Below are 25,666 nucleotides of genomic sequence, written 5' to 3'. Positions count from 1 at the left end.
GCTTCAAAGCATGGCCGCGTTGATACCTTCGGGGCCGGGCAGCCCTGACGCCATGCGCCGGTCCCGTGCCTGCGCCAGCTCGGACGGGTGGAGCCAGGCCTGGAGCTTGTCCTTTTGCTGCAGGGCATCGCGCTCGCCCAGGTCCATCAGTTCCTGGGTGTAGCCGGGCTCGAACAGCAGGTAGCTGGCCAGCGCCGCGCCGCCCGCATGGCCCTGGCGTGCCCCGGCGGACTTGAGCAAGAGCCGCACCGCCTTGGGCAGGGCGTCGATGTGACGGGCGGCAATGGAGTCCAGCCGCTCGCTGGGGGCAATCACCAGCGCATTGACCGGGCGCAGGGAGTGCTGTTCGCGCATCTCGGGCGTCAGCATGGCCAGGGTGCGATTGATGCGTTCCATCCGTTCGATGTCCACCGCCAAGGCATCCAGGAAGATGCTGGACAGCGCATGCCCGGCCACCTGGGCCAGGCTGGGATAACGCGCGTCATCGATGTCACCGATCGTGGGCTCATGCATGCGGCCGGCGCCGATGATCAGCAGCTGCTGGGCGCCCAGATGGATGGCCGGGGAGAGGGGGGCGCTCTGGCGCATGGAGCCGTCCCCATACCAGGCGCCCCGGCCTTCATGCTGGAGGCGTGTGGCCGGAAAAATGAATGGAATGGCGGACGAAGCCAGCAGATGGTCATGTACCAACTCCGCAGGCGCGGCCATGCGCTGCATGCGCACCCACGGGGTGATGGGCGCACGGCTCTGATAGAAGCTCACATGATGGCCGTTGCTGTAGCTGGAGGCCGTCACCCCGACGGCGTGCAGATAGCGGCGCGACAGCATCAGCGGCAGACGGTGCATGGGCACGAGGTTTCGCAGCAGGGTGGAGAGCGGCGTGTTGTCCAGCAGCGAGCGCGGACGCCAGCGCCGCAGCGCCCAGCCCATCGACAACTGGGCCAGCCAGCGGATGCCATTGCCCGCCAGATGCAGCGCATCACAGCGGTACACCTGTTCGGCATGCATCTGGGACCAGGCCTCGACCAGCCGTTCCACGCCTTCATCGAAGTCGTCGGCGTAACAGGCCAGGGCGGTGCCATTGATGGCGCCTGCCGAGGTGCCGGTGATGACCCCGAAGGGGTTGCGGCGCCGGGCTTGCGGCGTCAGCTGCTCCCGCCGGATGCGGGCAATCGCGCGCAATGCGCCCACTTGATAGGCGGCTCTGGCGCCGCCGCCACTCAGCACCAGCCCGGTCAGCGGCAGTTCATACCTCATGGCCACGTCTCGCTGAAGTCAACGGACGATCCTCGGCCTCCCGGGTATGGGGCGGCAAAGCCCCCGAGGCCAGACGCTTCTTCATCACCAACGACATCTCAGCGGTCCCTCATCTGATGCACGGTGACACGATGGGCACACCGCTCCTGCACCGCGCCCGCACCGCACTTGTCTCTCAATGCAATTTAAAGGTGCGGGCGCTCCCTGTGGGCGCCTGGCATCCGCAAGACGGCCAATTTGGTGGCCACCTGTGATGAAAGTATCAGTTATGGCGTGATGGGGGCGCGAAGGTCTCCGCGCTCTTCATGAAGTGCAGAAGGTCGCTGTTGAAGCGCGCGGACTCTTCCATGAACGGGGCATGACCGGAGTTTTCGTAGGTCAAGGTCCGCACCCGAGGGTTGAGTTCGCGGGCACGAGCCAGGCTGGGCTTGCCCATCACCAGCGCGTCGTGGCGGCCCTGGATCAGCAGCATGGGAACCTGGGCCTTGGGCAATCCTTCGGCGGCCAGGGCAGTCATCGAGGGCACGGTGCGGGTCATGGTCCAGGACGCCATGGCGGCATTCGCCAACAGTTGCTCGAAGCTGGACGGGTCCGGTTGATGTTGAAAACATAACCGGAGGAAGTCGCGCACAGCGTTGAGGTGCGTGGGGAGGTCTTGTGACGCCAGACCGGCATACACCTTGGGGTGGGGGCTGATCTGATCCGCCTTGAGCTCGATCACGCCATCGACATACACCGCGCCTGCGAGGTCACTGTCCCCATGCGTGGCGAGATAGTTGGAGATCACCACACCGCCCAAGGACCATCCCACCAGCACGGGGCGCTGGGCGCCTGTGGCCTGGATCACCACCGCCAGATCATCGGCCCAAGCCTTGCCGTCGCGATAGACGGCTTCGTTGTCGGGCTTGTCGGACAGCCCGTGCCCCCGCAGGTCATAGGTGATGAGCCGAAAGCGCTGCAGTTGCGGGCTTTTCAGTTGCGCGGTCCAGTTGATCCTGCTGCCCAGGAGGCCATGGATGAACACGATGGGGCGTCCCGCCGGATTGCCGGATTCCTGCACGGCGAGTTCCACCCCATCCGGGGCCGCGACGCGCAGTTGTCGTTCTTCGGCGGCGGCCCAGGGTGCCAGGCCTGCCAGAACCAAGGAGATCAGGGCACCGGTGGTGAACCTGATCAGGCGGGACCCCGTCGCTGGGCGCATTGCGCGCGCCGGATCAGGGCGGCTCTGCGGTGAGGCCACCCCTGCATGGATCGGTGATGATTCCTTCGGGGAGGCACGGTCTGTGAAGCAAGCATTCATGGCCAAAGCGGCAAGCGGAGAGTGGAGAAGAGGCTTCAGTGTGGCGGCCAGCAAGGTGGACGGTCTATGATGAAGCGTCGGTTTTGTTTGATCTTTCGTCCCGGCGTGTGCCGGGCCGTGAATGGAGTCGCTTGAAGTTGCCCGAAGTCGCCAATGCCGCCAATGCGTCGGATGCCGATCTGGTCTCCCGCTTGCTGCTGGACATGCGGCTTTCCGGCGTGCTGTACCGCCGCAGCCTGCTGGCACCGGGGCAGGGTCTTCGATTCGACAACGCTCAGGGTCGGGGGCAGTTTCACTTTGCGGGCCAAGGTCCGCTCTGGTTATGCAGTCCGGAGGGTCAATGGCACGGGCTGCGGCCCGGTGATGCCGTGTTGCTGCCTCGTGGGGGCACGCATGTCGTGGCCACGGCCAAAGGCCTGCCCAACGCGCAGATCCAGGCGTTCAGCCTTTGGAGGCCGCCCGGCGCTTCCGACCCCAATCTCCTCGTGCCCCAGCATCCCTCCGACAGAACCCGTCTGCTGTTCAGTGCCTGCATGGGCATGGATCTCGGGGGACTTCAGCCGCTGGTGCAATCCATGCCGGAGGTGATGCATGTCGGCACGCTGATGGAGTGCTCGCCGGAGATCCAGCCGCTGCTGGCGGCCATGGAGCGCGAATCGGCCATTGAGCGGCCCGGCTTTGCAGGGGTGTTGGCCCGGTTGGCCGATGTAGTGGCCGCGCTCATCGTGCGAGCCTGGGTGCTGGACGGCTGCCCAGGGGCCGACGGATGGGTTCAGGCGTTGAGGGACCCCAGGCTGGGAAGGGCGCTCGCGGTGATGCACGAGGCGCCCGGTCAGCCATGGACCGTCGCGTCCCTGGCCGAGGTGGCGGGACAGTCCAGGTCGGTGTTTGCGCAGGCCTTCCAATCGGCCACCTGCGTCACACCGCTGCGGTATCTGACGGCACTGCGGATGCGCCTGGCCCTGCAACGCCTGGGGCAGAACCGGCAATCAGTGGAATCGGTGGCGACGGAACTGGGGTATGGCTCTTTGGCCGCGTTCAGTCGCGCCTTCAAGCGGGTGACCGGTCAGGCTCCGGGAGCCGTGCGGGCGCTGGCGTGGCCACTCCAGCGTGAAGGTGCCGGTTCAACGGTGTCCCATCTTGAGTAGCATCGCATGGCAGCGGGCGCCTGGTGGGCCAGGCCGTGGGGGCTGGGGCGCTGTCGGCAGGCATGTGCGTCACCGTCATCGCGGTGGGCCCTGGCGACATCTTGTCCAAGGCCGACGAGGCGCAGCTGCATAACGAGCGGATGACCCGCCAGGAGAAGGTGATTCGATGAGCGTGGAGATGTTGATTGCGGCCCGTCGCATGGCGACCGCCGCCGCATGGAGCCTGGTGGCGGCATGGGCCCTGGCGCTGCCCGGCACCGCCCATGCCGGCCGAGCCTGCGAGGACGCCCCGCTCACCGCCCAGCAGGTGCGCGACGCCATGGCCCTGGCGCAGAGCACCGCCGAGGCGCTGGACAGGTCCGGCGCGCAGGTGGTGCTGTTGGCCCGCGCCGGCCAGAACCTGGAGGACTACGGCCTGCGCTGGTCACACGTCGGTTTTGTCTACCGCGAGACCGATGCCAAGGGCGCCTCCGTGTGGCGAGTGCTGCACAAGCTCAATGAATGCGGCACGGCGCAGGCGGATCTGTACCGCCAGGGCCTGGCGGAGTTTTTCATGGATCGGCCCTTTCGCATGGAAGGGGCGTTTTCGGTGCTCAAGCCCGCCCTGCAGGAAGCACTCCTGCCGGTGCTGAAGGACAACACCCGCGCGGCCACCCTGCACACACCGGCCTACAGCATGCTGGCCTATCCGTGGGCGCTGCAATACCAGCAGAGCAATCAATGGGCGCTGGAGACCCTGGCCTCGGCGGCTGCGCCGGGTGAGGTCTTCAATCGCGCGCAGGCCCAGCAATGGCTCAAGGCTGCGGGGTATCAACCCAGTGACCTGCGCATCTCGGCGGCCAAGCGCCTGGGTGCGCGCATCGGCATGGCCCATGTTGCGTTTGACGATCACCCGTCCGCACGACGCTACACCGGCCACATTGACACCACCACGGCGGACACCATCTTCCAGTGGCTCTCCCGCAGCGGTTGGGGCGCGGCGCCCACAGTGGTGGATCTGCCGCGCTGACATTCGCACGCCTGGCCGCCATGGCGCGGATTTGTCACGGAGGTGACACCGCGCGCCGACACAGTCCGGCGTTTTCGTTAACGCTGCGTTTCGGCCGCCTCTCCCCGTGAAACTCCTCCCTATCACCTCGCAAGCCCCGCACCCGTTCTCGCAACAGGCCGCTCAACAGGCCGCGCAACAAACCGTGCCAGCTCGCTCCCTTCGTTTCCGTCTTGCGGCCGTGTCCTTCGCCTCGCTGCTGGCCCTGGCGGCCTGCGGCGGCAGCAGCAACGGGGATACGCCCGAGCAGGGCGCCTGGACCACCGGTGACCTGCATGTGCACACCGTGCAGTCCGATGACTCGCGCACCACCCAGACGCTGGACTTCGTGTTGGGCAAGGCCTTCACCACGTATGGGCTGGACTGGATGGCGGTGACCAACCACCTGCGGTCGTCCAAGTACGACAACAACGGCAACCTGCTGGCGGCACCGGTCGCCTTTGCCTACGGCATGGAGGCCTATGAGATGCCTCGCATCAAGGCGCTGCAGGCCGGCGGCACCTACGACAAGAAGCTGATCTTCTCCGGCTTTGAATGGGATGCCCCCGCCCACGACCACATCGGCATTGGCATCTTCGAAGGCAGCACCAGCCTCAGCTCGTCGGTGAGCGCCGTCAAGGAATTCCAATACGTCTTCACCACCGGCGATGAGTCATTGTTCAAAGCGGAAGACGTGACCCGTTGGAAGGCCAAGTATCCGCAGCGGGCCAACAGCACCGCCGCCGACACGATCAAGGGCATCACCTGGCTGAAGGACAACTATCCCGACACCAGCTATGCGCTGATCAACCATCCGTCGCGCAATCCCGGCAAATACACGATTGCGGATTTCCGGCAATTGAATGACCTCGCGCCGAAGATCGTGTTTGCCATCGAGGGCATGGTGGGCAACCAGATGGAGCCCGACCGCGGTGGCTACACCTCGGCGTATGTTGACGCCAACAAGCCCAACCGCACCTATGGCGGCACGGACGCTGTGGTGGCGCAACTGGGGGGCGTGTGGGACGCCTTGCTGGGAGAGGGGCGCCGCATCTGGAACGTGGCCAACTCCGACTCGCATTTCGAGATTGACGCCGCCGGCAACAGCAGCGGCTACTACCCCGGTGAATATGCCCGCAACTATGTGTGGCAGCCCAAGGGCAGCAGCGGCGTGAGCGGGCTGCTGGACAGCCTGCGCGCCGGGCGCAGCTTTGGCGTCTTCGGTGACCTCATCAATGCGCTGGACTTCAATGCGGCAGCAGACGGTGACAAGGTCTTCATGGGCCAGGAGTTGGTGGCTGCCTCGGGCAAGACGGTCACGCTGACCATCCGCTTCAAGAGCCCCTCTGTCAACAACTACCAGCGCCCGGTCAACAGCGGCAATCTGGGCAATATGGTGCCCAAGGTGCATCACGTCGACCTGATCGTGGGGGACGTGGGCACACCCGCCGCCCCAGGTACAGCGGCCTACAACGTGGCCACCAATGCCAGCACCCGGGTGCTCAAGCGCTTCACCAGCGCTGACTGGAAGCAGAGCGCCGATGGCTACTACTCCGTCACCACCACGGTGACCGCCAGCAAGAGCCAGTATTTCCGGCTGCGCGGCACCAATCTGGCGGAGGATGTGGCCGGCCTGACCGCAGGCGGGGAACCGCTGGCCGATCAGAAGATCACCACCACGGACAACGCCACGCGGCATGACCAGATCAATGACCGCAACTACGGCAGCCTTTGGTTCTACTCCAACCCGATCTTCCTGACGGTGAAGTGAGCCGGGAACCCTGACCGGCGGGCTGGCATGGGGTCGTGACTGGTGAGCACCTTTCCCAACCCCACCCGGTGATTCAACGCGCCATATCGATGGGTTTCGTTCCTTGCACCGGACGCTTCGGCCGCTGATCGCAGCGCCCTTGGGCGGAGAGTCGCTTCACGGGCGCAGCACCTGAGATACTCTTTGTCCATTGATGGGAGACACCATCGGGATGATTGAACTCCAGGGAGTCCGTTTGCGTTTTCATCGGCTGTTGAACCAGGCCGGCCGTGTGGCCCGCCGCCCATTCCAATCCTGCAGACCCGCTGCAGTCCTCTGGCGCCGCCCCGCGCTCGCCGCCACCGTGTGCATGCTGTCAGCCCCCCCGGCAGCGGCCTTCGAGGTGCTCACCGCATCTGAAGAGGTACCGGCCCTGGTCATGGATGGACATCTGGACGAAGAGGTCTGGCGCCGGGCACCCGTCCACACCCGTTTCGCCCAGTTGCAGCCCACCGCCAATGGCGCTTATGCCGCCGACCTGCGCACGCAGGTCCAGGTGATGGCGGACGCTCGGGCTCTGGTCATCGGCATCCGCGCCTGGTCGTCCCAGCCGCCGCGCACGCTGCTGTCGCGGCGCGATGCGGTCGAGCGGGACCAGGACTTGATCGGGGTCTGGATTGACACCAACGGGCGCGGCGAATCGGCCATGTTCATCAAGGCCAGCCTGGCCGGCGTGGTCACGGACGGGCTGTACCGGGCCTCGGATGATGAGGACGATCTGGGGCCGGACTTCCCGGTGCAGGTGGCCACCACGCTGCTGCCGGATGGCTACAGCATGGAAATCCGCTGGCCCTTGGCCGCGCTGCGTTATCCCTATCAGGCTGCCGCCCCTTGGCGCATGGTGGTGGCGCGTGCGGTGCCAGGGGCCGGTGATCTCTTGCTGGTCAGTGGCCGGGCGGATGCCGAAGCCTTGAACTTTCTCCATGCGAGCGAGCCCGTCACCGGCCTCACCTCCGTCCTGAGCCACCACCGCGATCATCAGGAGGGAAACGTCACCGTGGAATGGACGGGCCGCTCGGTGCGCACCGGGGGGCAGGAGACAGGCAGTGGCAGTGTGGGCGTGGAAGGCTGGTGGCGCCCACGCGCCGACTGGCTGGTGAATGCCACCTTGAACCCCGACTTCGCCCAGGTGGATGTGGATGCGCCGCAGACCAGCGGCAATCGCGCGGTGGCGCTGGCCCAGGCTGAGAAGCGGCGCTACTTTCTGGAAAGCGCCGATGTGCTCGGGCTGCCGCTCTCGGGCTTTTATTCGCGCACGGTGGCAGACCCCCGCTGGGGCCTGCGGGCCACCTGGCGTGGTGTGGGGGCGGACGCCACGTTGCTGCTCGCCGAAGACCGTGGCGGCACCGTGGTGACACGTGGCCGCCCGTGGGGCACCGATGAGTGGACCCTGACGGCGCCCAGTGCAGCCCAGGTGCTGCGCGGCCGTTGGCAATCGGACCCTGGCGCCCCCTCTGGCAGCAACGACCTGCGCCCGCAGGACGCTCATGGCACACCCGACACGCAGGACGACAACGGTCAGGCGCTGACCCTGGGCAGCCTGCTGTCGCGCCGGACGGTGGAGGGCGGCGGGCAAGGCCAGTTGGCGGGTGTGGATGGCCTCTGGCGTCGCAGCGTCGACGGCCGCCATTGGCAGGCGCAGTGGAGTGTGATGGCCAGCAGCAACAACCTGGTGGTGGACCCCAACGATCAGGTTGTGAGTGGCCGGGCTTCCACCCGTCGCGACGGTTCCGGCTGGGCCAAGCTGCTGTATAGCGATGACGACTGGCTCAATGCAGCGGAGGTCTCGGTCACCGGGCCGGACTTCGTGAATCTGCTGGGTTTCGTGGACCAGGCGGGGTTGTGGCGCGCCTCTGGCGAGGTGAACCGCCGACTGGGCGAGATCCATCTGCCTGGCGGCGGTCTGCTGCATCAGACGGAATGGCATGTGGGCATGTCCGAAGCGCGCAGCCTGCGCGATGCTGCGCGTGAGGAGCCGGGGGGGGAAGTCATCCGCCGCGAACTTCGCACCGGCTTCTGGCTGTCCACCACCCGCCGCACGTCGGTCTGGCTGCATGCCGGGGCGGACCAGCAACGCGCCCGCAGCGGCGGCCGGCTGCACGACACGCCTGCGCTGCACGGAGGCATCGAGACCACTCCCTTCGACTGGCTGGCTCGCCTGACCGCCGAGGGCAGCATCGGGCGGCAATTGGACACCGACCTGGACCGGGTGGGCGGTGGCGGATGGTGGTCGATGCAGGCCAGTACGCGCTGGGCGTTGCCGGGCGGGAGAAGCCTGGAGATCGATCCAGTGTTCACCGGGACCCGCATTGCCGGTGAAGGCCCTTATGCGGCCCTGCGAGAGACGGGGATGCGCTTGTTGTCCCTGCTGCACCTCAGCGCGCGGGAAAGCATTCGGGTGATCGTGCAGAACGAAAGAAGTGCCCGCAGCGCGGCCGGTGGGCAGTCGGCGTGGACGGACAAGACCCGCCACCGATCCGTGATGTGGAAGAAGCGCCTCTCTCCGCGCTGGCAGTTCGCGCTGGGCGCGTCATGGGACGCGCAATCGGATCGCCCATCAACCCGGGAGGTGTTCCTGAAACTGGAGGCCGCCTTGGGTGACGAGGGTTAACCCTTGCGCGCAGGGGTGGGAACCCCACATCGGGGGGGAAGGCTCGGGCGGTTCGAGCAATTGGTCACGTCCGCTGAAGCGTTTAACTTCGAAACCGATGGATGAATTGTGCCTTTCGGCACAGCCCCATTGGCATTGCTAGCTCGGGCGTATTGCGCGCATCCGCCTTATTCGATGGAATTGATACTCCAATTCATCGAAACTCGGCAAAAAGATTAATGGTTGCCGATTTCTTCATTCAATCTTGAAGGAAGCACCATGGTCAGGAAGATGACAGTCGCCAAACGGCTCGCATTGGGGTTTGGCGCCACAGTGACACTGGGCGTCGCCATCGTGGCCTACGCCGCGATCACGCTCAATCAGCTCAACACCGGTATCAATGAGCTGGCCAGCAACCGAATGGTGAAGCTGGCGCAGTTCAATGAGCTCAAGGACAACCTTCAGACCATTGGCCGGTATGCACGCAACACCGTGATCAACAACGACCCCGCCTTTGTGGAGGGCGAGCGCAAGAAGATTGCCGAACTGCGCAGCAAGAACTCCGCCATCCTGGCGGAACTGGACAAGAGTGTCACCCTGCCCAAAGGCCGTGAGTTCCTGACCATCATCAACGAGGCTCGGCCCAAATACAACGCGGCCATGGACCGTGCCATGGAGCTGGGTGCCAAGGGCGACAAAGCTGCGGCGGGCGAAGCCATCAATGGCGAAGTGCGGAGCTTGCAGGAGGTCGTGTTCAAGGCCGTTGACGACTCGGCGGACCTCCAGCAGCGCGTGGCCGACACCCTCGCGAAGTCCAGCGAGCAGCGCGCCTCCACCGGGGTGCTGCTGATGTCGGCACTGGCGGTGCTGATGGCGCTGATTGGTGGTGGGGTGGGGTGGGTACTGGCCCGCAGCATTCGCCAGGCGCTGGGGGCGGAGCCGGATGAACTGTCGGCGGCCGTGTCGCGTGTGGCCCAGGGCGACCTCAGCCAGCCGCTGGCGCAGCGTGCGGACGACACCACCAGTGTGCTGGCCAATCTGGCGAGCATGCAGGTCCGGCTGTCGGAGGTGGTGGCCAATGTGCGGTCCAATTCCGAAAGCGTGGCCACCGCCAGTGCGCAGATTGCGCAGGGCAATCAGGACCTGAGCCAGCGCACCGAACAGCAAGCCAGTGCGCTGCAGCAGACGGCAGCCACGATGGAGCAGCTCAACACCACCGTGCGTCACAACGCCGACAACGCCCAGCAGGCCAACCAGCTGGCTCAAGGGGCCTCCTCGGTGGCGCAGCAAGGTGGTGAAGTGGTGAGCAAGGTGGTGCACACCATGCGCGACATCAGCGACAGTAGCCGCAGGATCAGCGACATCATCGGGGTGATCGACGGCATCGCCTTCCAGACCAATATCCTCGCGCTCAATGCCGCCGTGGAAGCGGCGCGTGCCGGCGAGCAGGGCCGTGGTTTTGCTGTGGTGGCGTCCGAAGTGCGCGCCCTGGCTCAGCGCAGCGCGGAAGCGGCCAAGGAGATCAAGGGTCTGATCCACCGCAGCGTGGAGCAGGTGGAGCAGGGCGCCGGGCTGGTGGATCAGGCCGGCAAGACCATGGATGAAATTGTGAACTCCATCCAGCGGGTGCGGGACATCGTGGGCGAAATCAGCACCTCCAGCTCGGAGCAGAGCACCGGGATTTCCCAGGTGGGTGAAGCCGTTAGCCAGATGGACCAGGTCACCCAGCAGAACGCGGCCCTGGTGGAAGAGAGCGCGGCCGCCGCCGAAAGCCTGAAGGGTCAGGCCGGGCAACTGGTGCAGGTGGTGGAGGTGTTCAAGCTGGCCCGACAAGGCCATGGCGCGGGCATGTCCTTAGCGGCATGACAGCTGCAGCGGCGCGGTCGCTTGGCCGCGCCGCCTGTGCAGGCGCCCTCTCAGCAGGGCGTTGACCGCCAGTCCCGCCAGTCCCGCCAGCATCAGCCACGTCGCAGAGGGCTCCGGCACCGGAGGCGCCAGCGCATTGGCGTAATTCACTCCGGCGGCGTTGAAGGCGGTGATGCCGGTCAGGAGGTCCCCGCTGGCGGTGCGCACCTCGGTGATGCCGCCCCAGTAGAAACCGGCGCTGTAGTTGGCGCCGTAAACCGTGGATGCGTTCATGGTGCCCACGTCGGTGTAGTTGCCAGCCGCGGCGTTGCCATCCGCCACCGCCCACCAATTGAAGGACAAGGGGTCGCCCAGCGTGAAGCGTGCCGTGACCCACTCGCCCCACAAGGGGCGGTCATGGTAATAACCGCCCCCGGGCTCCATGCGCAGGACGGACAGCCCCAACGCACTGCCAGCCGCCTGGGACGGGTCGTTGGCATCCCGCGCATTCATGGTGAAGCTGCTGCTGATCGAGGCATAAGCGAAGGAGGCGGAACCCATGCCGTCGTTGGGGTCCTGCACCATCTGGACATCGGCGCCGGCGCCACCGTCGGCCAGCACGCGGAAGGTGACCGTCGCCTCGGTGCCGGCCACGCAGGCCGGGCAGGTGATCAGGAAACTATCGGTCAGCCCGGCACGCGCGGTGGCAGACGTCTTCACTTCGCCCACCGGCCCGCCGCCGCTGAGCTGCGTGCCGCCTGAGGCGTAGAGCTGCATGTAGCCGTATCCCACCTTGCCCCAGGCGGTTGACTGGGCGTCGCCCGTCAGACCGCCGGATTGCCCCGAGATGGCGGCGTGGGTGTAGAGACTTCCCGCGCGCTCCAAGGATTGAGGCGTTGGTTGCTGGTCCTGAAGGAACGCCATCGCCGTCGCGGACACCGAGACGGACATCGTCGCGTCCTGCGCCCATCCACTGAAGCTGGCGAGCCCCAGCAAAGACGATAGGCATAGACGTGTCCAGGACCATCGCTGGGAGGATCGGAGGCAGTGCATGGAGGACTCCTGCCCAGGGGGAGAAACCTGGACGCCCTGGAAGGGTAGTTCACCGCCCATCCGATGCCTGTGGCTGGTTGTCGGCGATTTCGGCTTCATGGGCCGGAGCGAGGCTTGCCCGCTGCGCCCGTGCGTGCGATGTCGCGCAAACCCGCAGAGCTGGCGCAGATGTGGCGCAGATGTGGCGCAGATGTGGCGCAGATTGCGCCGCAGTGACGGCCTCCATGTTTGGCTCCGCCCAATGCGTAAGCGGCTCGGTGGGGGCTCTGCTGCAATCGCCGTCGGACGCGAGCATGCAGGAAATGTCCGAAGGGGACCTGGAGACCGTGAGGCGTTACGCCGCCCGGGTGGCCGAGGTCGCCACGCGGCTGCACGGTTGAGCCCCTTCGAAGGGGGAGCGCGGCCATCATGGCCGTCATGCCCCATGGTGAATCTGTGATGCCGTGATGCCGTTACCGCAGTAACGGACAAGCGCGGACAGCACCTGGGACATCCCCGAGAGAATCGACCGTGTCTGCGATGTCCGGTCCCTGAGAGGAGCGGGACGGCAGATGCGGTCGATGGGATTGGATGGAATGGGATGGTGAACTGAATGACTTCTCGCAGGCATCTGCTGGCTACTGCGCTTGCGCCGGTTCTGGGCTTTTCCGCGCGAGGGGAGGCCATCCCTCCTTCGCCGCAGCCGTCCGGCGAGCTGCCGCCGTCGACCGGCCCCTATGCGCTCCCCAACAGCTTTGTGCATCTGCTGCCAGACCCTCAAACCGGCAGGCGTTATGAAGTCTGGGTGGACTTGCCACCGGGCGTGCGACCTTCTTCCACCAACTCTTTGGCGGCGGTTTTTGTGACGGATGCTCCGTATGCCTTTCCTCTGGTGCGTGCCTTGCGCCATCGGGTCGGGCAGCAAGGGCGCAACCTGGCCGACTTTGCAGTGGTCGGCCTGGCCGGGCCGGCCGACGAATCCGCCGTGTCCATGCGCAATCGTGACTACACGCCCACCGATCCGCTCAGCCGGCCTTCACGGTCCGCGCGCCATTACGGTGGCGGCCCCTATGGCGGTGCAGCGGACTACCTGCGGTATCTGGCGGACGTGGCCGTGCCGGCCGTCTCCGCACGGTATGGGCTGGACCCGAAGCGGCGGGTGATCCTCGGGCATTCCTATGGCGCGCTGTTCGCGGCCCAGGTGCTGCTGACGCAGCCGGCGCTTTTCAGCCACTACATCCTGGGCAGTCCGTCCTACTGGTTCGACGACCACGTCCTGTTCCAGCGGGAGGCCGAGCATGCGCGGACCCATCGGGATCTGCCGGCCCGTGTGTATCAGTATGTCGGTGGGTACGAGGCCGTCGGGCAGGGGGCACGCTACAACAGCGAGACGGACATGGTGGCCGATATGCGTCGATTCCAGACGCTGCTGCAGCGCCGCCGCTATCGCTCGCTGCACATCGAAAGCCATGTGCTGGCGGGCGAAGACCACCTGACGGTGGCGCCGGGGGGCGCCACCTCGGGTTTGCTATGGGCTTTGCCCGGCCGGGGGCCCTACACCGGGGGCTGAGGGCTTCGAGTGTCCTGCGTTCAGGCTCAGTGCGGTTGAGGCACCAGACGACGCAAGACATGCAGTCCCAGCGTGGCAGCCAGACGCTGAATGCCCAGCACGGCCGCCAGCGCCAGCCACATCACCGGCAGGGCCCAGGGGCCGTGAACCCCCACCTCGGTCAACGCCACGGCGTCGGCCAGCAGCCAGGCAAACATCACGGTGTAGAAGCCGGCCCGATCGGTGATCCAGGCCAACAGCACCGGGAGACCCACGGTGCCGAGCAAGACCCAGTCACTCAGCGATTTCTTCGGGAACCTGATCAACGCCGTGGTCACCTCACCGTTGTCCACCCGCACCCAGCCTTGCGCGTAGGCCTGTGCGCCGAGCATGCCCCACAGGATGACGCCATAACCGGTCAAACCGTAGAACAGGCCATGGAAGTGCTGGAAGTATGGCACCAGCAGCAGCGGAATCATGGCTTGGCGGAAGTCCCTGGGCAATGCCAGGAAGGCGCCCGGCACCACCAGCAACCGCATCAGAATGCCCACCTCCTGGTCCGCATGCGTGGCCAGCAGATCGCCCAGCGCGGCGACGGCCAGAAGTCCCAACCCAATACACGGAATGATGACGTCCAGCGGCAGGCGGGTCAGCCGAAGGGCGTGAGTCACCCGCTCCCATTCCTTCCATTCGCGCACCTTCAAGACAACAAACACCTCGATGCGCGCGAGGCCCATGGCGGCGACCGTGGCCACCACGCCTTGCAACGCCGCGTCGATGCCGAAGCCCCAACTGCCTCTCAAGGCGCAATACATCAGCAGGACAGACAGCACGGCAAACGCCCATTGCGCAGCCCGTCCCCACTGAAAGGCCAGCTTCCACCGCTGTTCCTTGTAGGACGGCGCAAAACCGAAGCGGCGCCACAGGGCGGGGCTCATCCATTGGAGCTGGAGTTCCAGCACCGGCTTCAGCAAGGCCATGATGAAGCATTCCCAGAACGGGCTCTTGCGGCGTTGCCCCATCAGGCGGGAGAACGCGATCGCTTCACCGAACTGCCGCAGCAGATGGGCTTCATGGATCGGCCGCTCCAGGCAGTCGTCCGCCATTCGCGTGAGCGCCAGTGCCGCGTCGTCGCCCAGTTCGTGGCGCGTGCGGCCCATGTCGAACCAGTCGAAGTGCTCGAAGAGCAGATTCAGCGCCTGGGCAGGCCAGTCGGCACTGTTGTTCAGTACCAGCCGGGCCATCTGGACCGAGCTGTCGACGCGCCACTCAAAGGGTTGGTGATTGAGCTGGTCGCGCAACTGCGGCAAGGCCGCGATCAGGGCGTCCCGGCCAAGCAGGGAGCGGTCATTCAGCCATTGAGCCAGGGCTGCCGGAGACAACAGTTCAAAGCGATCGGCTGGCGCGGGTCGCGGTGCCGGTGGCGGTGGCGGCAACTCCACCGCTGGCGGCGTGATCGCTGCCGCTGTGTCACGGACAGGCTCATGGTGCGGAGCTTGCGTTGCTGGGGTGGGTCCGGGTGCCTCTGGCTGCAACGTCAGCTTGGGCTCCGGCTCTGGTTCCAGCTCTGGTTCCGGCTTTGGCTCTGGTTCCGGTGTGGGAGTTGGCGTGGGCGACGGCTGCGGTTCGGCTCTAAGTTCCGCCGCTTGTTCCGCTTTGGCTTCCGCTTCTGAACTTGCGTCTGGAGTCGTGTCTGAACCCGCGCCTGGAACCGCTTCGCGCCGTTCAGCCGTCGTTTCGGCCGTCGCCTCAACCGTCGCCTCAACCGTCACCTCGGCGGCCACCTCGACAACGGACTCGGCCTCCTCCTGCGCGGCAGCCTGCTCGCGGGCCTGCATCGCGGCCACATGCCGCGCCCGCTGCACGAGCCGGTCATAGGCTTCACGCAGTTCCTGATAGGCCACCGGGTCATCATCCGGCCGGGTGACCTTCACCGCCTTCGCATAGGCGCGTTTGATCGCGCCCAGGTCAGTGCTGGGCGCTTCCAGCCCCACACGCTGCCAATCCTTCATGGCCGTGTCCTCAGAAGCGGAAGCTGGTGTCGATGCTGTCCAAGGCGGCCTTGAAGGCGCCCCGCGCGTCGCGGATGACGCGAGGGTCCTGCGTTTCCAGCGCGCTGCTGAATTGCGCAATCCAGTCCTGGATCATCTGGCGGTCCGGCCCCAGACGGTCTTCATACAGGCGCTTGGCGCGGGCCATCAGATAGACGTTGTCGGCGTCGTCACGCGGGTGACGCTTGAGCGACTGCAGCTTTTCCAGCGCCTGCGCCACCTGGTCCTCCGACATGTCGGTGGCGGTGTTGCGGATCAGCGTGTTGGCGGTGGTGCCACCCAGCAGGTCCTTCACATCCACATCCAGCAAACCGTTGGCGTCGTAGGTGAAGCGGACTTCCACGCTGGCATGGCCCGCCTTGGCCGGCGGCACTGCGATTTCCAGCTCGCCCAGCTTCAGGTTCTCCGAGCCCACGGGCGACTCGCCCTGGCGGATGTCCAGCTTGATGGCCTTTTGTTTGTCGGCCACGGTCGAGTAGATGCCGGAACGAGACACCGGCACAGGCGTGTTGCGTTCAATGATCGGGCTGAAGCGGTCGCCCACGAGGGTGCCATTGACCTCATGTGAGCTGATGATGCCCAGGGAAAACGGCATCACATCGGTCAGCACCACCTCATCCAGCGCCGCATCGCGTGCCTTGAGGCCGGCCTGCACGGCAGCGCCCTGGGCAATCGCCTGGTCCGGGTCGATGGTGCGCAGCGGCAGGCGCTGGAACAGCCGGGTGATCATCTGGCGGATCATCGGCATGCGGGTGGCGCCGCCCACCAGCACCACTTCGTCCAGCGAGGCCGGTTGCAGTTGCGCGTCGTAGAGGGCGCGTTCAATCGGGCGGCGCAGGCGGTGCAGCAGCTCCGCGCTGGCCTTTTCGAATTCGTCGCGGGTGATCTCGGCGCTCAGGGCCTTGCCGTCCAGCACCAGCTGCATGCGGGTCCAATCGCGCTCGGAGAGTTCGCGCTTGGCGGTCTCGGCGGCGCGCCACCAGTGGGTGCTCTGGGCCAGGGACTCGCGGCGCGCGGTGGTGATGTCTTCGCAGCGGTCACAGAACAGCTTGCCCAGCACGTGGGCGAAGTCTTCGCCGCCCAGCCGGGTGTCGCCCGCGCTGGCGCGCACTTCCACCACGCCGTCAAAATACTCCAGCACCGACACATCGAAGGTGCCGCCGCCCAGGTCGAACACCAGGAAGGTGCTGTTGTTCTCCCGCTCCTGCAGGCCATAAGCCAGGCCGGCAGCCGTGGGTTCATTCAGCAGGCGTTCCACCTTCAGGCCGGCGAGTTCACCGGCCATGCGGGTGGCGCGGCGTTGGGCGTCGTTGAAATAGGCGGGCACGGTGATCACGGCCTCGGTGACCGGTTCACCCAGAAACGCTTCGGCGTCCGCCTTGAGGGACTGCAGCACCAGGGCGGAGAGTTCTTCCGGGCGGAATTCCTTGTCGCCCAGGCGTACACGCCGTTCGGTGCCCATCCAGCGCTTGAACGCCTGGGCGGACATGTGCGGATGGGTGGCGGCCCGCTCCCGTGCCGCCAGGCCCACGATCAACTGGCCCTGATCGTCCAGCGCCACGGCGGAAGGGGTGGAATAGTCCCCCAGCGCGTTGCGGATCAGGACGGGCGCGCCGTCCTTGAACACGCCCACCAGGCTGTTGGTAGTCCCGAGGTCGATACCGACGATCATGAGTCCGATCCCTGTGCTGTCGTTGTTGGAATGTCGGGGTCGGTCGATTCGATGGACGTGCCCCGAAGGCGCGGGAGGATAGCACCGCTGGTCCGGCGCACCACGGCACAAGTTTGCCGGGAAGGCACGGGTGGGGGTCGTGGCGGCGTCGGCGTGAGAAATCCGCCACAAATTTCTCCGCAACCGTCCCCACACCCGCGCCGGCAGCGTCCCGGCATTGGCCCGGCATTGGCCCGGAACTGACCCGGAGCTGGCCCGCCAGGGGCCCGCCGGACCGGGGTGTACCTCAGAACCGCCAGTCCGCACTCACGTAAGCACTGCGACCATCCGCCGGGGAATACCCGGAAGAGCCGCTGTCATACCAGGCGTAGAGATAGTGCCGGTTGGCGAGGTTCTTCACCTGCAGTTGCAGCGACCATTGCTGCGACGCCTGATACGTGAGGCTGGTGTTGAACTGGATGTACTGCCCGGCGCGTGCCACGGTGTTGGTGCGCTCCAGGTAATAACCGCCCTGGCCATTGCCCCACACGGACAGCTTCCAGCGCGGTGCCAGTTGCTGGTCCCAGCCGCCGCTGACCAGGTAGTGGGGGACGTTTTCAATCTCCTTGCCGGCTGTCAACGGCGCGCTCGGGTCGGGCGTGACGATGGTGGCCTTCTGCCGGGAATAGGCCACCCAGGTGCGCGAGGTCGGGCTCCATTGGGCGCTCAGTTGCAGATCCACACCCCGGCGGCGTGTGCGGCCCACATTGCCGTTGCCACCGGCATCGGGCAAGCCATCGACGCCGAGCACCCGCGCCACCTCGCCGGTGGCCCGCTGTTCCCAGTAGGAGAGGCGCCCCTCCAGCACACGCAGGGGCTGCCATTTCATACCGCTCTCCCAGCCGGTGTTGAGGGACGGACGCAGATTGCGCTCCTGGGTCTTGTAGGCGTCAATGCCGCTGCCGATCTGGAAGGTCCGGCCCCAGTTCGCATACACGCTGGCCTGTGGTGTGATTGCATAGATCACGCTGAGCTTGGGTTGCTTGACCACCCCGTAGTCATACATCGCGTAGGTCTTGCCGGCGAGCAGGTCGTGGAACTGCCCGTCCAGATGCTCCAGGCGCAGCGCCGGGATGATGCTCAGGGCCGCCACCGGGCGAATCAGCGCCTGCACATAAACGCCCTGGCTGTCCTGGTCAAAGTCCCAGGCGCGGAACTGCGAGGTGCGGACACGGTCCACCGTCCGGTAGCGCTGCGCTTCGTTGTGCTGCCATTGCGCCTCCACACCACCCTCCAGAACCACCTCATGCGCCCAATCCACCGTGGGGCGCCAACTGGCGCTGGCCAGCAGGCCTTCATGGTGCTCATCGTTGTCTCGCTCCTGCTGCACACCTGCGGCGGAGAAGCGGACGAAGCGCTGATTCTCGTAAGCGTTCCGATAGGCCTTGACCGTCCAGCTCGACACCTCGTTCCATCGGCCGTCCAGATGCAGCGCGACCTGGCTCACGGTGCGCTCACTGCGGTCCGAGGCGGCATAGGCAGGCGAGATGCGCGGCGTTTGCTCCGCCTCTTCACGCGTCAGGTAGCCGGATTCCAACGCGTCGTTATGGAAGTAACGGGCGGTCAGGCCCGCGCGCCAGCCGAGGTCGTTGCGGGTGTAGAACCATTTGCCGGACAAGGCCAGCTTGTGCGCATCCGCATGGTCCCGATAGCCGTCCGAGTCGCGCCAGCCGATGAAGTAATTCTGGCTCCAGTCGCCCGACTCCCACCCCTTGGCCAACTGCACTTCGCGGGTGCCGTAGCTGCCCACCGTCACGCTGGCCTGACCCTCGTTACCGCCCTGGCGGGTCTGGACATCCGCATTGCCGGCAATGTTGTAGAGGCCATAACGCGCGTCATTGGTGCCCCGGACCACGGCGATGCGCTCCATCTCCAGCGGGAAGACGGCATCCAAATAGGGCATGCCACCGGCATTGTCATTGCTGGGAATGCCGTCGATCAACAGCTTGACGGCATTCACCCGGCCCTCGCCATTGAAGCCCCGGAAACTGAAACGGCCCGCGTCGGTGCCTTGCTTGAATTGTGTGACCTGAACGCCAGGGGCCCGCGTGAGCAGCTCCCAGCTGTAGTCGGCATGCTGGTCTTCCAACAGGCTGGCGCCCAGGACGTCGACGGAGCTGAACACGCGACGAACGTCCAGCGGGCCTTTGGATCGGGCCTCCACCCGAACGGTTCCGAGGGTGAGCACTGCGTCCTGCTGTGCGGCGGGTGCGGCGGGTGCGGCGGTGGGAGCGTTGGCAGGAAGGCTGGAAGCAGCGCTGGAAGGCTGGTTGGAAGGAGGGGTGGAGGGGGACAGGGGCGTGGCGGCCGGTGACGTTGCCGCCGTAGGCGCAAGTGTGTCGCCGGACTGCGGCTGCGGTGCGGACTGTGCTTGGGCCTGGCTCAGCAGAGACAGGGCAGCAAGGGCTGCGAGGGTCAGGGAAGAGGGGTGATGCAAAGACATGAGCAGATCATTCAAAAGCGGACCATGGCGGACCATGACGGACCATGACGCAGGGACGCGGCATCGGCACGCAAGCGCGCAGGCAGACGTGCAGGCAGACGCGCCTGCGGACGTGCAAGCGGACGTGCAAGCGGACGTGCAAGCGGACGTGCACGGACGCAGTACGAGGCGTCGCACATGGAAACCGGGGGGCAGATGGAGGTCGGAGGCGCAGGTGGCGACGCGGCGCCGGCGCTGAAACGAACGGGCCACACAGGCTTGCGCCCGGCAGACCGCTGCGGCATGGGAGCTACGGCAACGCAGCCGCAGCAACGCAGTAACGCAGCAACGCAGCAACGCAGCGAAGCAACGCAGCAACGCAGCGAAGGCCGCTCACGCGCCCGCCGACCGGAGCGGCGGCGATCAGCCGATCAAGGGCTCAGCGGCGGGGCGCGTGCTTGAACACTGGCCCAGGCGAACAGGGTTCGCACGCCTGCCAGGAACAGCTCCGGCAGGTGGTAGGCCAGAGCCTCCAAGGTGAGACCAGCCGCAGGGGCGGGCGGCAGACCCAACACCTGCACGTGAGAACTGCAATAGGTGCAGGACTTCAGGGCCGAGGACTTGGAAGTGTCGGGCTTGGATGAGTCGGGCTTGGAAGTGTCGGACTTGAATGAGCCGGACACTGCGGCATCAGCGCCGTAGGAAGCTGCCTGCGCCGGCACGAGTTTGGCGCCGGTGACCGAGCAGATTTCGATCCACCCACCGGGCACGTCCGACACAAAGGCATACGACAAGCTCGGCGCGAGCGCACTCCACAGGATGACCAGGCTGGCCACCCATGCGGTGAAGGCTTTGAAGCGCCGTTGTTGAAGCATTCAAAAATTATAGGAGGCGGCGAAGGCGCTGGCGGCCCCAAGCTTGTCTCATTTCAAGGTTCGATTCGGGAGCGGCGCTGTCCGGGCGTCAGCCCAGGGGCGGCAGCAGGTTCATCACCAACACCATCAGCAATCCCACGACAGCCACAATCGACTGCACCACGGAAATGGTGCGGGTGGCTTCCCCCATCGTCATGCCAAAGGACTCTTTCACCAGCCAGAAACCGGCATGGTTGGCATAGTTGAAGAACAGAGACCCGCAGCCAATGGACAGCGCCAGCAGCGGTTGATTGATCGCCGCGTCGGAAGCCGACAGCGGGGCCAGCAGGCCTGCGGCGCCGACAATGCCCACGGTGGCCGAGCCGGTGGAGACGGACAGCAGCATGGAGATCAGCCACCCCAGCAGCAGTGGAGACACCGCCCACAGATGGCTCATGTGAACAATGGCGTTGCCCACACCCGCATCGGTCAGCACCTGCTGGAACGCGCCGCCACCGGCAATGATGAGCAGCACATTCGAAATCGGCTTGACGCTCTGGCTGAGCGATTGCCGCACGGCTTCCGGATCGCCGGAGCGCAGCATCACCATGGCGAAGATCAAACCCAGCAGCATCGAAATGATGGGGTTGCCCACAAAGGCCGCTATGTGCAGCACTGGTGACGCCTTGTCCAGCACGATCTCGGCCACGGCATGCGACAGCATCAGCACGGCGGGCAGAAGGGCGCACAGCACTCCGATGCCCACACCGGGCACGTGGGGGCGGGCGGGCGCCGAAGCCGCTGCTTCTTGCCCGTGCTCGGCCCCGCGCCCCTCCGCCACATACTGATGAATCATGGCCTCGTCCGGCCGCGCCCGCATCCGCGGGGCAATGAAGGCCGCATAGACCGGCCCCCCCAGGATGATGGCGGGGATGGCGGCGATGAACCCGTAGATCATCGTGGGGCCCACGCTCGTTTTCAGTGTGGCAATGGCGGTAAGCGGGCCCGGATGGGGCGGCACCATGCCGTGCATGGCCGCCAAAGCGGCGATCACCGGCACCGACACATACACATAGGCCGAGCCTTTCCCCTGCTGGTCGCTCTCCAGCTTGCGCGCCACACCGAAGATCAGCGGCAGCAGCACCACCAGGCCCACTTCGAAGAACATCGGAATGCCGACCACAAAGGCGACGGCGGCCATGGCCCAGGGCAGGGCCCGATAAGACGAACGACTGACGATGGCATCGGCCACACTGGTGGTGATGCCCGAATCCGCCAGCAACTTGCCCAGCATGGCCCCGAGCGCCACGACCAGCCCCACCGCACCGAGCGTCTTGCCCGCGCCGCCGGAGATGGCTGACACCAGCTTGTTCAGCGGCATGCCCGTACACAGCCCGACGGCCATGGAGACCAGCAGCAACGCCACCAGCGGATGCAGCCTGGGTTTGGTCACGATCAAGGCGACCAGCCCCAGCACACTGCCGAAGGCGATGACCAGCAATTGAATGTCCCCAGGGCTCATGTTCGCCTGTCTCCGTCGTTGATGATTCGTTGGCATTCCGCACGCCTTGGCAGGGCCGGAAGCGGGGCGGGGTGACGATATCAGGGAGCGACCGCAGTGGGGGCGCAGAGTGCGCGGTTCCCGCACCGTGGTCGATGCGGCCCCATGCGGGGACACCATGCGGGTCACCATGCGGGGACATCACCCTGCGCAGATCAACTGGGGTAGATCAACTGGGGCAGATCCCCGGACTGTCAGCGCGTCTGGCGACGCTGATCGCGCAGCATGAACAGATAAAGACTCTCCACCTTGTCCCGCGCCCAGGGCGTCTTGCGCAGGAACTTGAGGCTGGAAGAGAGGCTGGGGTCGCTGGCAAAACAGCGCACGGGGATGCGCTCTGCCAGGCCGGGCCAGCCGTAGGTGGCCACCAGCGCCGTCAGCATGTCCTCCAAGCGGATGCCATGCAGCGGGTTGCGTGGCTGGGCGGGTGGGGGTGGGGGTGGGGGCGGAGATGCAGCGGGGGCCGGGGAGGAAGAGGAAGGGGCGTCAGGGGTGTCGGACATGGCGCATTATCAGCCGCTCCGTGCTCCGTGCTCCGTGCTCCGTGCTCCGTGCGCTCCCGCATCCCACGCAAGCCAAAAAGTCCTGTCCGGCCACGGGCCGCCAACCCTAGGCATCCAGCATCAGATCATCCCCGCTGCGGGCATGCCGGGGGTTCACACCGAATTGTTTGCGAAACGCCGCAGCGAAATGGCTGGCGTTGCTGTAGCCCATCCGTACGGCGACCGCCATGACGCTCGCCGATGCTTCTCCGCTGAGCATGCGGCGGGCCTCGCGCATCCGTTCACGCTGGTGCAGTGCGCGGGCGGTTTGACCAAAGGTCCGCTTGAAACCGGCATTCAATGCGGCGGGGCTGAGGTCGAAACGTTTGGCCAGCGCGGCAAGGTCCGGGGGGGAACCCAGATCCTCCAGAAGCACCTCCCGCGCCTGGAGCAGCCGTGTCAGGATCTCCGGGGGATTCTGACGCGCGGCGGCGGGAATGCGCAGCGTGCGTTCTTCCAGAAGCACGGCGATCACCATGAGCGACTGGGCGAGCAGCTTCAGACGGAGATGCGGAAACGCCGAATCCTCATGGTGAGGGGCAGAGAAACTGGCCGCCAGCGAATGGGTCGCCAACTGCAGTGCGCGTGTGCCATAGCCGGTTTCCCAGACCATGCCTCGAGCCAGGGCGGCTCTCAGATCGGGGTCCATGTGTCCGACGCAGTCAAAGAAGAAGTCCAGGCGGAAGGCCAGCGTCAGGCTGTGCAGGTCGCCCTCGTGGCGGACACGGCCCAGCACCCCAGGCCCGTAAATGATGCTGCCACCGTCTTCACGAAGCCAGCCCACGGCGCCCCGTGGGTCGTGGAACAGATAGTGGGACTCCTTGGCCAGCGGGAAGTTGAAGAAGAGGCGGTGGGTGTCCTCCATCAGCTGAAGCTCGAAGGCCTTTTCGAATCGGCCGCGCCAGTGATAGAGGTCCAGCCCCTCGTGCAGACGAACGACGTTCAGGTCGAACCGGCAGTACGGATTGAGATGGACGGTGGACGGGAGTCGTTGCAACTCCGACGTGGGCATCGGAGTCGGCAGATCAAGAAATGACATCAGTTGGATTCAGGACAGACAGTCCGGGTGTCGCGCGTCGGCCCAAGACACTCCGGGTTCGGGATTTTCCCACTGGGCGCGAAGAGCCCGCTGTTCAGGGAGTCGAGACATGGGGAAGTGAGGCGGCACGCAAGCCCGCCTCCTGCTGCGTTTCCAGCTGGAATGCAGCGACCGTCTGGACCAGGAGCTTGGCCTGTTGATCCAGGCTGTCGGCCGCAGCAGTGGCCTCTTCGACGAGCGCGGCGTTCTGCTGCGTCACCTGGTCCAGTTGCAGCACCGCATCACTGACCTGGCCGATGCCGGCGGTCTGCTCATGGGTGGCTGCGCTGATCTCGGTGATCAGGTCGGTGACGCGTCGGACCTGGTTCACGATGTCGTCCATGGTGCTGCCGGCCTCTTCCACCAGCCGGCTGCCCAGCTCCACCTTGCCCACGCTGTCGCCGATCAGCGTGCGGATCTCCTTGGCTGCTTCGGCACTACGTTTGGCCAGTGTGCGCACTTCGCTGGCCACCACGGCAAACCCGCGTCCTTGTTCGCCGGCACGAGCCGCCTCCACGGCGGCATTGAGCGCCAGAATGTTGGTCTGGAACGCAATGCCCTCAATCACGGCGATGATGTCCGAGATGCGCCGCGAGGCCGCGTGGATCTCCTGCATGGTGCTGACCACCCGGCCCACGATCGTTCCGCCTTGCAATGCAACGTCGCTGGCGCCGCTGGCCAATGCGGTCACTTGCCGGGCGGCGTCTGCATTGTTCTGCACGGTGCTGGACAACTGCTCCATCGACGCGGCCGTCTGCTGAAGGTTGCTCGCCTGTTCTTCGGTTCGCTGAGAAAGATCGGCATTGCCGCTGGCGATCTGATGGGCCCCCGTTGCGATGCTGTCACTGGAAGCGCGGACGGACGTGACCACCTGGCGCAGTCCCTCCTGCATGGCGGCCATTGCATGCACGACGCTACCGGGAAGGGCATGACGCGTCATGATCGGTGTGTTGAGTTTGCCCTGCGAGATGGCCACCGCCGCGCTGGCCAGATCCGCTGGTTCACCGCCGAGCTGTCGGGTCAGTCCCCGCGCGATGAGGATTCCCAGGAGGGCACCGGTGAGCACACCACCGATCGTGAAGCAGATCAGCGTCGTGCGGACACTGGCATAGATGCGGTCGGTTTCGTTGTTGTGTCGGCTGGCATCGGACTTCTTGCGGTTGACGGCCTGCCCCAGGAGTTCATCAGCCCGTTGGGCCAGGGGACTCAGCACATGAAACAGTTGTTGGGTCGAGGCGCGCGAGTCCATCAGGGGCTCGGTTCGCAGTTGAATGGCGGTGGCAGCGGCCGCCGTTCCATACGCCTGCAAGGCCGCCCTGGCGTCTTTGACCAGGGCCTGTCCTTCTGCGGTGACGAAGCTATGTTCCGCGCTGTCGAGTTCCCGGTTGGCTTGCTTCAGTTCGTCATCCAGTTGCTTGAGATGCTGGTCGCGTTCTTCTGCGGTCGTGGCGAGCACGGCGCTGCGTATCGACAGCCTGGCGCTCAACAGCTGGATGTTGGCCTCCGAGGTGTCGGTGATGCCGGCAATTTCTTGCTCGTACATCAGGGTGGCCAGGTCATTGATCTGTGCCGTGCCGCGAACGCCTTCGGCGCCGATCACGCCGCCGATGGCGGCGACCACCAGAAAGCCGAGGGTCAGTCGCGTGCCGACCTTCAGGCGCTTGAACCAGTTCATGAGTTGCTCCGAGAGTGGGGAGGTGGCGATGGCTGCGCGCCTGGCGGCGCGTGGGTCCCGCGCAGGCTCGTTGCGGACGCTGGATTGGAGGTGATCGCGCGCCGCTCGTCCGCCCGGGATGGGTGCGCATCACCCCGGGATCACTCACGGCGGGCGTGATTCGCGCGGGATGGGCGCAAAGCGCTCTTCCCAGGGCTGGTGAGCCTTGTCCCAG

At 65.8% G+C, this 25,666-nt stretch carries 18 protein-coding genes; 7 read left to right on the top strand and 11 right to left on the bottom strand.

Annotation, left to right across the window (positions count from 1 at the left end; genetic code table 11):
* Window positions 1-3: 3 nt before the first annotated feature.
* Together OU995_RS19305 and OU995_RS19300 are read right to left on the bottom strand one after the other, a co-directional pair.
* A complete protein-coding gene (locus OU995_RS19305) occupies window positions 4-1,257 on the bottom strand; it encodes a patatin-like phospholipase family protein (protein WP_267831659.1) in 1,254 nt (417 codons plus the stop codon).
* 262 nt (window positions 1,258-1,519) lie between these two features.
* The gene (locus OU995_RS19300; protein ID WP_267831658.1) at window positions 1,520-2,458 is read right to left on the bottom strand and encodes an alpha/beta fold hydrolase; all 939 of its coding nucleotides are present in this window, start codon (window positions 2,456-2,458) and stop codon (window positions 1,520-1,522) included.
* A 236-nt stretch (window positions 2,459-2,694) separates the two neighbouring features.
* Here OU995_RS19300 and OU995_RS19295 point away from each other — a divergent pair, with 236 nt between their 5' ends.
* The 5 genes from OU995_RS19295 to OU995_RS19275 all read left to right on the top strand — a co-directional run bounded on the left by OU995_RS19295 (window position 2,695) and on the right by OU995_RS19275 (window position 10,998).
* Entirely contained in the window at window positions 2,695-3,705 is a 1,011-nt protein-coding gene (locus tag OU995_RS19295) for a cupin domain-containing protein (protein WP_420714893.1), read from the top strand.
* Between the two features lie 166 nt (window positions 3,706-3,871).
* Window positions 3,872-4,714 (top strand): DUF2145 domain-containing protein, encoded by an 843-nt coding sequence (locus tag OU995_RS19290; RefSeq protein WP_267831656.1) that lies wholly within the window; start codon window positions 3,872-3,874, stop codon window positions 4,712-4,714.
* A 184-nt stretch (window positions 4,715-4,898) separates the two neighbouring features.
* Entirely contained in the window at window positions 4,899-6,503 is a 1,605-nt protein-coding gene (locus OU995_RS19285; protein ID WP_420714892.1) for an S-layer protein, read from the top strand.
* Window positions 6,504-6,852: 349 nt separating this feature from the next.
* Window positions 6,853-9,153 (top strand): hypothetical protein, encoded by a 2,301-nt coding sequence (locus OU995_RS19280; RefSeq protein WP_267831653.1) that lies wholly within the window; start codon window positions 6,853-6,855, stop codon window positions 9,151-9,153.
* A 270-nt stretch (window positions 9,154-9,423) separates the two neighbouring features.
* Complete coding sequence (locus OU995_RS19275) at window positions 9,424-10,998, top strand: methyl-accepting chemotaxis protein (protein WP_267831652.1); 1,575 nt, start codon at window positions 9,424-9,426, stop codon at window positions 10,996-10,998.
* Here OU995_RS19275 and OU995_RS19270 read toward each other — a convergent pair.
* Window positions 10,987-12,030 (bottom strand): PEP-CTERM sorting domain-containing protein, encoded by a 1,044-nt coding sequence (locus tag OU995_RS19270; protein WP_267831651.1) that lies wholly within the window; start codon window positions 12,028-12,030, stop codon window positions 10,987-10,989. The genes OU995_RS19275 and OU995_RS19270 overlap by 12 nt on opposite strands.
* 224 nt (window positions 12,031-12,254) lie before the next feature.
* On the opposite strand from OU995_RS19270, the gene OU995_RS19265 reads away from it, so the two are divergent.
* Window positions 12,255-12,410: a hypothetical protein gene (locus OU995_RS19265; RefSeq protein WP_420714744.1), complete on the top strand. Its 156-nt coding sequence runs from the start codon at window positions 12,255-12,257 to the stop codon at window positions 12,408-12,410.
* A 212-nt stretch (window positions 12,411-12,622) separates the two neighbouring features.
* Window positions 12,623-13,579 carry an alpha/beta hydrolase gene (locus OU995_RS19260; protein WP_267831650.1) on the top strand — a complete coding sequence of 319 codons (957 nt, stop codon included), beginning with the start codon at window positions 12,623-12,625 and terminating at the stop codon, window positions 13,577-13,579.
* A gap of 26 nt (window positions 13,580-13,605) precedes the next feature.
* On the opposite strand, the gene OU995_RS19255 is transcribed toward OU995_RS19260, so the two are convergent.
* The 8 genes from OU995_RS19255 to OU995_RS27505 all read right to left on the bottom strand — a co-directional run bounded on the left by OU995_RS19255 (window position 13,606) and on the right by OU995_RS27505 (window position 25,452).
* Entirely contained in the window at window positions 13,606-15,570 is a 1,965-nt protein-coding gene (locus tag OU995_RS19255; protein ID WP_267831649.1) for a hypothetical protein, read from the bottom strand.
* 10 nt (window positions 15,571-15,580) lie between these two features.
* Entirely contained in the window at window positions 15,581-17,281 is a 1,701-nt protein-coding gene (locus tag OU995_RS19250) for an Hsp70 family protein (RefSeq protein WP_267831648.1), read from the bottom strand.
* Between the two features lie 286 nt (window positions 17,282-17,567).
* Window positions 17,568-19,763, bottom strand: a complete 2,196-nt coding sequence (locus OU995_RS19245; protein ID WP_267831647.1) for a TonB-dependent receptor — start codon at window positions 19,761-19,763, stop codon at window positions 17,568-17,570.
* Between the two features lie 410 nt (window positions 19,764-20,173).
* Window positions 20,174-20,617 (bottom strand): DUF2946 domain-containing protein, encoded by a 444-nt coding sequence (locus OU995_RS19240; RefSeq protein ID WP_267831646.1) that lies wholly within the window; start codon window positions 20,615-20,617, stop codon window positions 20,174-20,176.
* 88 nt (window positions 20,618-20,705) lie between these two features.
* Window positions 20,706-22,118: a GntP family permease gene (locus OU995_RS19235; protein WP_267831645.1), complete on the bottom strand. Its 1,413-nt coding sequence runs from the start codon at window positions 22,116-22,118 to the stop codon at window positions 20,706-20,708.
* Window positions 22,119-22,351: 233 nt separating this feature from the next.
* A complete protein-coding gene (locus tag OU995_RS19230) occupies window positions 22,352-22,660 on the bottom strand; it encodes a VF530 family protein (protein WP_267831643.1) in 309 nt (102 codons plus the stop codon).
* A 106-nt stretch (window positions 22,661-22,766) separates the two neighbouring features.
* Window positions 22,767-23,738 carry an AraC family transcriptional regulator gene (locus tag OU995_RS19225; protein WP_267831642.1) on the bottom strand — a complete coding sequence of 324 codons (972 nt, stop codon included), beginning with the start codon at window positions 23,736-23,738 and terminating at the stop codon, window positions 22,767-22,769.
* 94 nt (window positions 23,739-23,832) lie between these two features.
* Window positions 23,833-25,452 carry a methyl-accepting chemotaxis protein gene (locus tag OU995_RS27505; RefSeq protein WP_324288589.1) on the bottom strand — a complete coding sequence of 540 codons (1,620 nt, stop codon included), beginning with the start codon at window positions 25,450-25,452 and terminating at the stop codon, window positions 23,833-23,835.
* Between the last annotated feature and the right edge of the window lie 214 nt (window positions 25,453-25,666).

Source organism: Roseateles sp. SL47, assembly GCF_026625885.1.
Taxonomy (GTDB): Bacteria; Pseudomonadota; Gammaproteobacteria; order Burkholderiales; family Burkholderiaceae_C; genus Roseateles.
The sequence above is the reverse complement of the archived record's forward strand: the minus strand, read 5'-3'. Positions and strand labels throughout refer to the sequence as shown.

Bases quoted from the DNA above. Each gene is read 5' to 3' on its own strand.
- OU995_RS19305 (WP_267831659.1), bottom strand. From the start codon at position 1,257: ATGAGGTATGAACTGCCGCTGACCGGGCTGGTGCTGAGTGGCGGCGGC.
- OU995_RS19300 (WP_267831658.1), bottom strand. From the start codon at position 2,458: ATGCGCCCAGCGACGGGGTCCCGCCTGATCAGGTTCACCACCGGTGCC.
- OU995_RS19290 (WP_267831656.1), top strand. From the start codon at position 3,872: ATGAGCGTGGAGATGTTGATTGCGGCCCGTCGCATGGCGACCGCCGCC.
- OU995_RS19280 (WP_267831653.1), top strand. From the start codon at position 6,853: ATGCTGTCAGCCCCCCCGGCAGCGGCCTTCGAGGTGCTCACCGCATCT.
- OU995_RS19275 (WP_267831652.1), top strand. From the start codon at position 9,424: ATGACAGTCGCCAAACGGCTCGCATTGGGGTTTGGCGCCACAGTGACA.
- OU995_RS19270 (WP_267831651.1), bottom strand. From the start codon at position 12,030: ATGCACTGCCTCCGATCCTCCCAGCGATGGTCCTGGACACGTCTATGC.
- OU995_RS19265 (WP_420714744.1), top strand. From the start codon at position 12,255: ATGTTTGGCTCCGCCCAATGCGTAAGCGGCTCGGTGGGGGCTCTGCTG.
- OU995_RS19260 (WP_267831650.1), top strand. From the start codon at position 12,623: ATGACTTCTCGCAGGCATCTGCTGGCTACTGCGCTTGCGCCGGTTCTG.
- OU995_RS19255 (WP_267831649.1), bottom strand. From the start codon at position 15,570: ATGAAGGATTGGCAGCGTGTGGGGCTGGAAGCGCCCAGCACTGACCTG.
- OU995_RS19250 (WP_267831648.1), bottom strand. From the start codon at position 17,281: ATGATCGTCGGTATCGACCTCGGGACTACCAACAGCCTGGTGGGCGTG.
- OU995_RS19245 (WP_267831647.1), bottom strand. From the start codon at position 19,763: ATGTCTTTGCATCACCCCTCTTCCCTGACCCTCGCAGCCCTTGCTGCC.
- OU995_RS19240 (WP_267831646.1), bottom strand. From the start codon at position 20,617: ATGCTTCAACAACGGCGCTTCAAAGCCTTCACCGCATGGGTGGCCAGC.
- OU995_RS19235 (WP_267831645.1), bottom strand. From the start codon at position 22,118: ATGAGCCCTGGGGACATTCAATTGCTGGTCATCGCCTTCGGCAGTGTG.
- OU995_RS19230 (WP_267831643.1), bottom strand. From the start codon at position 22,660: ATGTCCGACACCCCTGACGCCCCTTCCTCTTCCTCCCCGGCCCCCGCT.
- OU995_RS19225 (WP_267831642.1), bottom strand. From the start codon at position 23,738: ATGTCATTTCTTGATCTGCCGACTCCGATGCCCACGTCGGAGTTGCAA.
- OU995_RS27505 (WP_324288589.1), bottom strand. From the start codon at position 25,452: ATGAACTGGTTCAAGCGCCTGAAGGTCGGCACGCGACTGACCCTCGGC.